The organism is Lutibacter sp. B1 (genome assembly GCF_012524075.1).
Classification (GTDB): domain Bacteria; phylum Bacteroidota; class Bacteroidia; order Flavobacteriales; family Flavobacteriaceae; genus Lutibacter.
In genome coordinates, this window is sequence record NZ_JAAZUI010000020.1 from 23,692 (window position 1) to 35,513 (window position 11,822).

Below are 11,822 nucleotides of genomic sequence, written 5' to 3' on the forward strand. Positions count from 1 at the left end.
AAATGTTTAAATTTATTGTAAGTTTCACAATTTTTGGAAAAAATTGAAAAATAAGCGAACTTTACAGAAACTAAAGTTATGATGCGTATCGATAACATAAAAAATAATTTGATAGACAGAATTCTTGCAACAAAAAATGAAAAATTGTTGCAAGCAATCAAGAACATTTTTGATTCTACCCTAGTAGCTGATGAAATTGTTACTTTATCATCTGAACAGATTGAAATGTTATTAATGAGTGAAAAAGATATTGAAAATGATAATCTTATTTCGGAATCTGAATTAAATGATATAGACTCTGAATGGATGAATTAAATATATTTTGGACAAAAACTGCTATCAAACAGAGAAATCATATTTTTGAATATTGGAATAGTAGAAACAAAAACACAAGCTATTCTAAAAGATTAAACTAAAGTATTAAAGAAAGAATTAACATTCTAAAAACAAATCCTGAATTAGGTAAGAAAACTGAATTTGGTGAAACTAGGGTTATTTCATTAGGTCATTATAGTATTCTTTACAAAAAAGTTGATTTAAAAATAATAATTACCGGTTTTTGGGATAACAGGCAGGATTCTAAAAAACTATGGCAACTTTTATTAGAAAATCAAAATAGTGTAAATAGTATCTAAATTATATTTTGATAGATTTTTTGCAAATAATTTTTTTGTTTAAGAAATTAATTGTGATGGTGTCAAAACTTGCTGATTTTTCTGTAATGATTATATAACTTATACGAATGTATGAAATATTTTCTTCGAAATAAATTTAAATAATCAGTATTAAATACCTAAAAATTATAGTTAAGAAAGGTAAATCTGGTAAAAATTATATGTTTTTATTATTATTTCAATAACGATGTTTAATTTTTGTAAAAAAATATTGTTTTTTTAAAATTAATGTATAGATTTGTCGGACAAAAATGAATTATGACAACATTTAACACTTGGAACAGCTTCTATTTTTACTTTTATTTTAGCAATAAGAGGTGAGGCTTTGTATGTGTTATTTTAAAAAATATAAATAAAAAAGTCTCGAAATATTTCGGGATTTTTTTTTGATAAAAATCTAATAATGAAAGTAGCAATTCAGGGAATTAAGGGTTCTTTTCATCATATTGTAGCCGAAGAATATTTCGGTAAAAATATTGAATTGATTGAGTGCATGTCATTTAGTGAAATGCCGGGTCTTTTGCACGATAAAAAAGCAGAGGTTGTTATTATGGCTATCGAAAATTCTATTGCCGGAGCCATTTTACCAAATTATGCACTTATTGATGAGAACAAACTGACAATTTGTGGTGAATACCATTTACCAATTCATCATAATTTAATGGCATTAGAGGGACAAAAAATTGAAGATATAACAGAAGTATACTCACATCCAATGGCATTATTACAGTGCCATAAATTTTTTAAAGACTTTCCTCATATCAAATTAATTGAAGATAAAGATACGGCAGTTGTTGCTAAAAGAATTCAGGAAGGAAAACTTAAAGGTGTTGGAGCCATTGCCAGTAAGTTGGCAGCCGAAACCTATGGTTTAGAAATTTTAGCTTCTGAAATTCAAACGATAAAAGGAAATGCAACGAGGTTTTTTATTTTAACAAATTCTGAAAATAAAAGCAGCGTTTCGGCAGATAAAGCATCTATAAAATTTATTACAAGTAATGAAACGGGAAGTTTGGCTTTGGTTTTAACAATTTTGGCTAAACACGATTTAAATTTATCTAAAATTCAATCGATGCCGGTAATTGATACACCCTGGAAATATGCTTTTTTTGCTGATTTTATTTTTAAAAGTTATGCCGATTATTTCAATGCAATTAATGAAGTAAAAGAAAAAGTTGAAATGTTAAAAGTTTTGGGTGAATACACTAAAAGTAAAAGATAATGATACAAAAAGCTGACAGATTAAATGATGTAAAAGAATACTACTTTTCAAAAAAATTGAGAGAAGTGGCAGCTTTAAAAAGTGAAGGAAAACCAATTATAAATATAGCTATTGGAAGTCCTGACTTACATCCGCCTTTAAGTGTTATTGAAGAGTTAAAAAACGCTGTAAATTTATCAAATGCACATCAATATCAAAGTTATCAAGGAATCCCGGAATTAAGAAATGGGATAAGTGATTTTTATCAAAAAAAATACAATGTTAAACTAAATGCAAATACCGAAATTTTGCCTTTAATGGGTTCAAAAGAAGGTATTATGCATATTTCAATGGCATTTTTAAATAAAGGTGATAAAGTTTTAATTCCTAATCCTGGATATCCAACGTATGCATCAGTCACCAAGTTGGTAGAAGCTGAACCGGTTTTTTACAATTTAAGTGAAGAAGAAAATTGGCTGCCAAACTTTGAAGAAATTGAAAAAGAAGATTTATCAGGTGTAAAAATTATGTGGGTAAATTACCCTCACATGCCAACTGGAGCATTAGCAAGTAAAGAAGATTTTAAGCAATTAATAGATTTTGCCAAAAAGCACCAAATTTTAATTGTGAACGATAATCCGTACAGTTTTATATTGAATGATAATCCTATAAGCATATTAGAGGCAGAGGGAGCAAAAGAAGTTGCTATTGAATTGAATTCATTAAGTAAAACTTTTAATATGGCGGGCTGGCGTATTGGAATGGTAGTTGGCGATGCGCAAATTATCAAAACAATTTTAGAGGTGAAAAGTAATATGGATTCGGGTATGTTTTTAGGAATTCAAAAAGGTGCTGTTGAAGCTCTAAAACTTTCGGATGATTGGTTTAAAAAACAAGATGAAATATACAAAAATAGAAGAAAGTTGGTTTGGCAAATTTTTGATGCTTTAGAGTGTACATACAACAAAAATATTGGAGGCTTATTTGTATGGGCTAAATTGCCAAAAGATGCAGATGCCAAAGAATTTACAGATAAATTATTGTACAATAATGATGTATTTATAGCACCGGGTACAGTTTTTGGAACTAATGGTGAAGGTTATATAAGAGCATCGTTATGTGTTTCGGAAGAACAATTAACGCAAGTTTTAAGTAAATTAATAACAGCAAAAGTTTAAAAATGGAAAAATTAGTTGTTATCGGTTTAGGTTTAATAGGAGGTTCTTTAGCATTGGATTTGAAGAAAAGAGTTAATTTTAAAGTTTATGGTATAGACCAAAATCCTAATCATGTTACAAAAGCTTTGGAATTGGGTATTATTGATGAAGAAATTGATTTTGAAAAAATTTCAGATGCTTCGGTAGTAATTATTGCAGTACCTGTAAATGTAGCTGCTGATGTTACCAATGAAGTTTTAAATAGAATTTCAAAAAATACATTGGTTTTTGATGTAGGTTCAGTAAAACAAGGGATTTGCGAAACCATTTTAAACCATCCTAAACGTAAAAACTTTGTGGCTGCACATCCTTTGGCGGGAACAGAATTTTCCGGTCCGGAGGCGGCTATATACAATTTATTTGACGATAAGGTAAACATTATTTGTGAAGCTGATAAAAGCGATTGGCAAATTTTAGATAAAGCAATAAGTATATTTAAAAAATTGAATATGCGTATAAAAATGATGAATCCTGAAGAGCACGACAGACACATTGCGTATGTTTCGCATTTGTCTCACGTAAGCTCATTTATGCTCGGTAAAACAGTGTTGGAAATTGAAAAAAACGAACAGCATATTTTTGATATGGCCAGTACAGGTTTTGCTTCAACAGTACGTTTGGCAAAAAGTTCAGCAAATACATGGACACCAATTTTCCTTCAAAATAAAAAAAATATCATTCGTTCTTTAGAAGAGTACATCAAAAATCTAAATGAATTTAAAGAAATGATTGAAAATGACGATGCTGTTGCTTTAAATGAAATAATGAATAACACAAACTATATCAAGACAATTTTAAACGGAATAAGACATAACAACTAAGAAAAGAACTTAACGAAATGGAAATTACAAAAGAAAATAGAAAGTGGTTAGATGGCATGAATTTGTCGCATCCAATAGTAATTGCAGGACCATGTAGTGCTGAAACAGAAGAACAAGTTTTAAAAACAGCTCATTTATTGAAAGATACAGACACAAATGTTTTTAGAGCCGGTATTTGGAAACCGAGAACTCGTCCGGGAGGTTTTGAAGGTGTTGGTGAGAAAGGGTTGCCTTGGTTGCAAAAAGTAAAACAAGAAACGGGTATGCTTATTACTACTGAGGTTGGTAATACAGATCATGTTGAAAAAGCGTTGAAACACGGAATTGATATTTTATGGATTGGAGCACGAACTACAGTTAATCCTTTTGTAGTACAAGAAATTGCGGATGCTTTAAAAGGAGTTGATATACCTGTTTTGGTAAAAAATCCTGTAAATCCCGATTTACCTTTATGGTTAGGTGCTGTTGAGCGTTTTCAGGCAGCCGGTATTTCACAGTTAGGAGTTATTCACAGAGGTTTTTCTACCTATAATTCTTTGCATTACCGTAATAAACCAAAATGGCATATTGCAATTGAATTGAAAAAAGAATTTCCTGATTTACCTTTAATTTTAGATCCTTCTCATATTTGTGGGCGAAGAGATACTATTTTTGATGTTTCACAAACAGGGTTAGATTTAAATTACGACGGATTGATGATTGAAACGCATATCGATCCGGATAATGCTTGGAGTGATGCCAAACAACAAATTACACCTGCAAGATTAGTTGAAATAACCCAAGAGTTAATAATCAGACAAAAAAACAGTACTAAAGAAGAGTTTCAACGTAAGTTGAATATGTACAGAAAAGAATTGGATTTGCTGGACAGTAATTTAATTGATTTATTAAAAGACAGAATGTCTATATCTGAAGAAATAGGCAGATTAAAACACAAAGAGAATGTAGCTATTCTGCAAAGTGGACGATGGTCTGAAATTTTGGAAAGCATGATTCAAGCCGGTGAAGAAAAAGGGTTGAACAAAGAATTTGTTGAAGAAATTTTCAAAGCAATTCATGTAGAATCAATCAACATTCAACACAATGTAAAATAATAAAAAGGGAAGCAATTGCTTCCCTTTTTTATTCAGTAGTCAAACATACTTTAAAACTTTAAAGTATATTTGTGTTTACGAAAAAAGTAAAATGAAAGGAGTTGTAACAAAATCTACCGGAAGTTGGTATACGGTTTTTACCGAAAACAAAAACAGTATTGATTGTAGGTTAAAAGGAAAGTTTAGAATTAAAGGCATTAAAAGCACAAATCCTGTTGCTGTTGGAGATCATGTTATTTTTGAATTTGAAGAAGGTAAAGAAACTGGCGTAATCAACCAAATAGTAGACAGAAAAAACTACATCATTCGTAAATCTGTAAATCTTTCAAAACAAACTCATATTATTGCTGCAAATATTGATATAGCATTTTTATTAGTCACTATTGATAATCCACCAACATTTACCGGTTTTATAGACAGATTTTTAGCAACTGCCGAGGCATATGGCATTAAAGCAGTTATTCTTTTTAATAAAATAGACATGTATTCATCTGAATTGTTGGAAAAAAAAGAGGAATTAGAAAAAATATATACTTCAATAGGTTATAAATGTATTGATGTTTCAGCTACTGAAAATATCAATTTAGAGAAGGTTAAAGAGTTAATGAAAGGGAAAACCACCATGTTTTCAGGGCATTCGGGTGTTGGAAAATCTACCTTAATAAATGCAATTGAACCTTTATTGAATTTAAAAACAGCCGAAATATCCAAACAACACAAACAAGGATTGCACACCACAACTTTTGCCGAAATGTTTGAGTTAAGTTTTGGTGGTTTTATAATTGACACTCCGGGTATTAAAGGTTTTGGAGTGGTTGATTTCGAACCTCAAGAAATTACAGATTATTTTCCTGAATTTTTTAAGTTGAAGTCTGAGTGTAAATTCAATAATTGTCTTCATATCAACGAACCAAATTGTGCCATTAAAGAAGCACTTGCTAACGATAAAATTGCATTTTCACGTTATAAAAGTTATTTACAAATAATTGAAGGTGAAGAAGAAAATTACAGAACCGATATTTACGCTTAAATTATGAGAGCAGTTATTCAAAGAGTATCAAAAGCTTCTGTAACAATAAACAAGGTTAAGGTAAGTGCTATTAACAATGGTATTTTAATTTTATTGGGAATTGAAGACGATGATAGTATTGATGATATTCAATGGCTAAGCAAAAAAATTGTCAATCTCAGAATTTTTAATGATGAAAATGAGGTAATGAATAAATCTTTGATTGATGTTAATGGTGATGCTATAGTTGTGAGTCAATTTACACTTCATGCAAGTACTAAAAAAGGAAACAGACCTTCTTATATAAAGGCAGCAAAGCCCAATATAGCAATTCCTTTATATAAAAGTTTTATACAACAAATTGAGCAAGACCTAAATAAAAAAGTTGGTACAGGTGAGTTTGGTGCCGATATGAAAGTTGAACTTATAAATGATGGACCGGTTACCATAATAATAGATACAAAAAAAAGGGAATAATTTTTTCATTAAAAAAAGATTTTTTTATCTTTATATAAAGATAAATTTCTATGAAAAAATTAAAAATTGCCCCATTTTTATTGTTTTTTATCACATTCTCCTATTCTCAAGACTTCAATTTTAAAGAGTTATCAATTCCTGAAGCGTTAAAAAAAGACGCTAATTCTGTTGTTAGATTTGAAAACCTTTCGCTAGAGATGAAATCTCAACAAGAAATGATTATCAAAGTTGACAAAGCTATTACAGTTTATAATAATTTAGCTGACGGATATGCAGACCTCACAGTATATTATGATAAACGAACCGATGTAAAAAATATCAAAGGCTATGTTTATGATAAAAATGGAGAGGAAATAAAGAAGATTAGAAAAAGTGATTTTAAAGATTATAGTGCTTCCGGCGGTTCACTTTATACAGATAATAGAGTTTTATATTATGACTATATCCCAACAGTTTATCCATTTACAATACACTATTATTACGAGGTTAAAACGTCAAATACTGCCTTTATTATACCATGGTTTCCTGTAGATTCATATTATCAAAGTGTACAAAAATCAACCTATAGTTTAAAATATCCGTCTGATGTTACATTTGCAAAAGCTGAAAACAATTTTGAAGAGTATACTATTAAAAAAGAAGAAGCCGAAGGAATATTAACTTATGAAATAGAAAATGTAGCTTCTATAGAGCGAGAACCATATTCACCTCCATTTAGAAATTTTTCACCTAATGTGAGATTTGGAGTAAATAAGTATAATCTTGAAGGAGTTAATGGTGAAGCAAATGATTGGAAAGAATTTGGAAAATGGTACTATGAAAACCTACTTAAAAACACGTTTGAATTATCGGAAGCTACAAAAATAGAAATGCAAAACTTAACTTCAACTATTGATGATCCAATCCAAAAAGCAAAAATTATTTATGAATATGTACAAAATAAAGTGCGATATATAAGTATACAAGTTGGTATTGGAGGTTATAAACCAATGTTGGCAAGTGAAGTTGATAAATTAGGTTATGGCGATTGTAAAGCGTTAACTAACTACACCAAAGCATTGTTAGATGCTGTTGGAATTTCATCAAACTATACGGTAATATACGGGGATAATGATAAAAGAGATATTACGAACAGATTTTTATCTATTCAAGGAAATCACATTATTCTAAACGTTCCGACTGATAAAGATGATATTTGGTTAGAATGTACCAGTCAAAAAGTACCATTTGGGCATTTAGGAAGCTTTACTGACGATAGAGATGCTTTGGTGATAACTCCGGAAGGCGGAATTATTAAGCATACCAAAGTTTACAAAGCCGATGAAAATTTGCAATTAACAAAAGGTTCCTTTTCAATTGATAATAAAGGAAAAATAAGTGCTAAAGTTAACATAGAATCGAAGGGAATTCAGTACGATTATAATTTGCAGTACGATGGTAAAAGTGAAACCGAATTAGACCTTGAGTTTAAAGAATACCTTTCGAATATTAATAACATTCATTTTACAACTATCAAAGTTTTAAATAATAAAGAGGATTTTAAATTCTTAGCAACTCTAGAATTTACTGCCGAAGATTATGTTTCGTTTAGTGGAGATCAAATGTTGGTTCCTGTCAATGCATTTAGCCAAGGTGTGTACGTGCCTAAACGAATTAGAAACAGAAAATTACCAATACAAATAAGCAGAGGTTATATAGATTTAGATGAGGTAGAAATAAAACTACCTAAAAGTTACAGTATTGAGTTTTTACCTGAAACTACCGAAATCACATCCAAATTTGGAACGTATTCAATACATATTTCCAAAATAAAGGAGAATACATATTTGTATAAAAGAAAACTGAAGATAAATGAAGGAACATACCCAAAAGAAGACTATGATGTGTATAGAGATTTTAGAAAAAATATTAGAAAACACGATAATTTAAAAATAGTTTTAAAAAAGAACTCAATATGAAAAAGGTATTAATCACGTTGTCATTTGTTTTAGTAACAAGTTTTATTTTTTCTCAAGATTACAGGTTAGGTAAAGTATCTAAAGAAGAATTACAAGAAAAATATTATCCGTTAGATTCTTCAGCCAATGCTGCGGTGCTATATAAAAAAAGCAAAACGTACTATACGTATAATGAACAATTAGGGTGGACTTTGATAACGGAAGTTCATGAGAGAATAAAAATTTATAATAAAGAAGGGTATGATTGGGCAACAAAAAAAATAACTCTTTATGCTGAAGATGAACAAGAGAAACTAACCATAAAAGCTTATACCTACAATTTAGAAAAAGGCAAAATAGAAAAGATAAAACTTAAGAATGGTGATATTTTTTCAGAAAATATGAATAAATATTGGAATGCTACAAAATTTACCATGCCAAATTTAACAGAAGGTTGCGTTGTAGAATGGGAGTATACCATAAGATCGCCTTATTATTGGCATATTGATGAAATTCAAATTCAATATAAAATACCTGTTAAATTTATTGAAGCACAAGTAACAACACCAGATTTTTTTGTGTTTAAAAACCAAACAAAAGGATATATTCCTTTTAATATAAATAAAACCCAAAAACAATCTTCAATGGTATTTCTTAACAAAAGAAGAGAAAGTAATGGGTATGTAGAAAAAACGTCATTTAATCAAGAAAAAGTAACCTATGTATCTAACGTATTAGAATTTCAGCTAAATGATGTGCCTGCCATTATAGAAGAACCTTATGTAAATAATATAGATAATTATACCTCATCATTAAAATTTGAATTAACAGCCTATACACCTAAGTACGATACTCACAAGTATTACAATACAACTTGGGAAGATGTTACCAAAAAACTATTTATAAAAGTTCTGATTTTGGGAAAGAACTTGAAATCACATCACATTTTAAAGATGATTTAGCTTCTTTAGTAGCAACTGAAGCACCTTCAGCTGAAAAAATTGGTAAGATTTTTCAATTTGTTAAAAGCAAAATAAAATGGAACGGATATCACAGTAAATATACAAGTGATGGTGTAAGAAAAGCATATAAAGAAGGCGTTGGTAATGTAGCGGAGATTAACTTAACACTGGTTGCTATGCTGCGCGAAGCCGGTATAAAAGCAAATCCTATTTTGGTGAGTACCAGAGATAATGGAATTCCTATTTTTCCTACAACCGATGGCTTTAATTATGTAATATCGGGTGTGGAAATTGGAGATCAAATAGTAATGTTAGATGCTACTGAACAATATAGTTTGCCTAATGTTTTGCCGTTAAGAGATATTAATTGGCAAGGTCGAATTGTGAGAGAAGACGGTACTTCTGATTGGGTTGATTTAACTACAAATAATCCTTCATTAAAAAATTCAATAATGAAAATTGATATCAATGATGAAGGAGAAATTGAAGGAATGAACAGAGTTCAATACTCAAATTTAGAAGCATTAAAGTATAGAAATAAGAATGCAAAAATTAAAGAAGAAGACATAATTATTAAAGCTGAAGAAGAAAACGGAGGAATAGAGATTTCAGAATTTAAAGTTGATAATAAAACAAATTTAGACAAGTCGGTTATTGAAGTGTATAAATTTTCTTCCGAAGAATTAACCGATGTTATGGGAGATAAAATATATTTTAAACCATTGTTATTTAATGCTTTAGAAGAGAATCTTTTTAAGCTCGAAAAAAGGGAATATCCAATTGATTTTGGAACTCCGTTAGTATCAAAAAATATGCTAAGTATAACAATCCCGGAAGGTTTTTCTGTTGAGTCTTTGCCCGAAAATTTAGCAATAGGGTTGCCTAATAAATATGGTGTGTATAAATTTGATATTTCTGTTAACGGTAATAAAATTGATATATATTCAATATTACAAATAAATACTCCGGTGTACCCAATTCAATTTTATTCTGAAATTAAAGAGTTTTATAAGCAAATAGTAAATAAAAACGTAGAACAAATTGTTTTAAAAAAGGTTTAAATGTATAGTTAAGAAATCATTAAAAATAAATAGTATTCAAAAGTTTGTTAATTTTTTAGTATAATTGTTCTTTTAAATTTAAAACTAACTATTAAAATAAATAAAAATGAAAAAACTAATTGCATTATTATTTTTGGTAAATATTGCTTTTGTTTCTTGTAAAACAGATAAACCTAAACAACAAGAAGCTGAAGTTGAAGCAGATAAAACTGAAGTAACCATGGCTTCGCTTGAAGATGGAAAGTATACGGTAAACCCGGAATCTTCATTATTAAATTGGAAAGGATTTAAACCAACAGGTGCGCATAACGGTACTGTAGCTATTAAAGAAGGTAGTTTTACCATTCAAGAAGGAAGTTTAACTTCCGGTTCATTTGCGTTTGATATGAGTACTATTACAGTTTTAGATATTCCTGCAGATGATGAGTTTAACGGTAAATTGGTTGGACATTTAAAAAGCGGTGATTTTTTTGATGTTGAAAATTTTGAAACATCAACATTTGAAATTACTGAAGTTGAAAAAGTTGGTGAAGGTTATAAAGTAAAAGGTAATTTAACAGTTAAAGATATTACCAAACCAATTGAATTTGCTGCTTCTGTTTCTTCGGAAGAAGGAGTGGTGGTTTTAAAAGGAGATAGCTTTAAAATTGACAGAACCGAATTTGATATTAAATATAAATCAGCAAAATTCTTTGACAATTTAAAAGATAAATTTATAAATGACGAGTTTGAAATTTCTTTTGAAGTAAAAGCTTCAAAATAATATAACAGTAATTTTGAAAAAAGGCTGTAATTACTTTAATTACAGCCTTTTTTATTCAATAGGCAAACAAGTATATTCTTTAACCGAGCTCAAAACAAAATTACTTTGAACATTCGCTACAGGTTCTAAAACAGAAAGTTTATTTTTTAAAAATAATTGGTACGATTTTATATTTGGAGTAATTATTTTTAACAGATAATCAAAATTACCGGCTATATGGTAGCATTCGGTAATTTCAGGCATTTTTTTTATGGCACTCTCAAATTGCTTAATAAGTTTGTTTGAGTGTACTTGCAGAGTTACCTGACAAAATACCTCTAAATGCAATCCAACTTTTTCTTTGTTTAATTTTGCAATATAATCTTGAATTACACCGGTTTTTTCTAGTCTTTTAATTCTGTCGTATGTTGGTGAAGCGGTTAAACCAATTTTAACGGCAATTTCTTTTACATTCATTTTTGAATTCTCTTGTAAAAGCATTAAAATTTTTTTGTCAATTAAATCCAGGTTGGTCATCTCAGTAAAATTTTCTAAAAATAGTATATAACAGTAAATATAAAAGTAAATAATACTGAATACAAATTAAAATTTAGTAAAATTATCTGT

General features: G+C 29.3%; 12 protein-coding genes. 11 read left to right on the forward strand and 1 reads right to left on the reverse strand.

Annotated elements, in window-relative coordinates:
- The first annotated feature begins 78 nt into the window (after window positions 1-78).
- From HGB55_RS11700 to HGB55_RS11750, 11 genes are all read left to right on the forward strand, one after another.
- The gene (locus HGB55_RS11700) at window positions 79-315 is read left to right on the forward strand and encodes a hypothetical protein (RefSeq protein WP_168817082.1); all 237 of its coding nucleotides are present in this window, start codon (window positions 79-81) and stop codon (window positions 313-315) included.
- A 762-nt stretch (window positions 316-1,077) separates the two neighbouring features.
- Window positions 1,078-1,896, forward strand: a complete 819-nt coding sequence (locus HGB55_RS11705) for a prephenate dehydratase (protein WP_168817083.1) — start codon at window positions 1,078-1,080, stop codon at window positions 1,894-1,896.
- Window positions 1,896-3,053 carry a pyridoxal phosphate-dependent aminotransferase gene (locus HGB55_RS11710; RefSeq protein ID WP_168817084.1) on the forward strand — a complete coding sequence of 386 codons (1,158 nt, stop codon included), beginning with the start codon at window positions 1,896-1,898 and terminating at the stop codon, window positions 3,051-3,053. The genes HGB55_RS11705 and HGB55_RS11710 overlap by 1 nt, the downstream gene beginning before the upstream one ends.
- A gap of 2 nt (window positions 3,054-3,055) precedes the next feature.
- Window positions 3,056-3,913 (forward strand): prephenate dehydrogenase, encoded by an 858-nt coding sequence (locus tag HGB55_RS11715; RefSeq protein WP_168817085.1) that lies wholly within the window; start codon window positions 3,056-3,058, stop codon window positions 3,911-3,913.
- Window positions 3,914-3,930: 17 nt separating this feature from the next.
- Window positions 3,931-5,007 carry a bifunctional 3-deoxy-7-phosphoheptulonate synthase/chorismate mutase type II gene (locus tag HGB55_RS11720; protein WP_168817086.1) on the forward strand — a complete coding sequence of 359 codons (1,077 nt, stop codon included), beginning with the start codon at window positions 3,931-3,933 and terminating at the stop codon, window positions 5,005-5,007.
- 91 nt (window positions 5,008-5,098) lie between these two features.
- Window positions 5,099-6,037 (forward strand): ribosome small subunit-dependent GTPase A, encoded by a 939-nt coding sequence (gene rsgA / locus HGB55_RS11725; protein ID WP_168817087.1) that lies wholly within the window; start codon window positions 5,099-5,101, stop codon window positions 6,035-6,037.
- Window positions 6,038-6,040: 3 nt separating this feature from the next.
- On the forward strand, window positions 6,041-6,493 hold the full coding sequence (dtd, locus tag HGB55_RS11730) for a D-aminoacyl-tRNA deacylase (protein ID WP_168817088.1): 453 nt from the start codon (window positions 6,041-6,043) through the stop codon (window positions 6,491-6,493).
- Between the two features lie 50 nt (window positions 6,494-6,543).
- On the forward strand, window positions 6,544-8,451 hold the full coding sequence (locus HGB55_RS11735; protein WP_168817089.1) for a DUF3857 domain-containing protein: 1,908 nt from the start codon (window positions 6,544-6,546) through the stop codon (window positions 8,449-8,451).
- Entirely contained in the window at window positions 8,448-9,392 is a 945-nt protein-coding gene (locus tag HGB55_RS11740) for a DUF3857 domain-containing protein (protein ID WP_168817090.1), read from the forward strand. Before HGB55_RS11735 ends, HGB55_RS11740 begins: the two co-directional genes overlap by 4 nt.
- Window positions 9,305-10,453, forward strand: coding sequence for a transglutaminase-like domain-containing protein (locus HGB55_RS11745; RefSeq protein ID WP_168817091.1), 1,149 nt, complete (start codon window positions 9,305-9,307; stop codon window positions 10,451-10,453). Before HGB55_RS11740 ends, HGB55_RS11745 begins: the two co-directional genes overlap by 88 nt.
- Before the next feature lie 106 nt (window positions 10,454-10,559).
- A complete protein-coding gene (locus tag HGB55_RS11750) occupies window positions 10,560-11,216 on the forward strand; it encodes a YceI family protein (protein ID WP_168817092.1) in 657 nt (218 codons plus the stop codon).
- A gap of 51 nt (window positions 11,217-11,267) precedes the next feature.
- On the opposite strand, the gene HGB55_RS11755 is transcribed toward HGB55_RS11750, so the two are convergent.
- Window positions 11,268-11,732 carry an Lrp/AsnC family transcriptional regulator gene (locus tag HGB55_RS11755; protein WP_211047388.1) on the reverse strand — a complete coding sequence of 155 codons (465 nt, stop codon included), beginning with the start codon at window positions 11,730-11,732 and terminating at the stop codon, window positions 11,268-11,270.
- Between the last annotated feature and the right edge of the window lie 90 nt (window positions 11,733-11,822).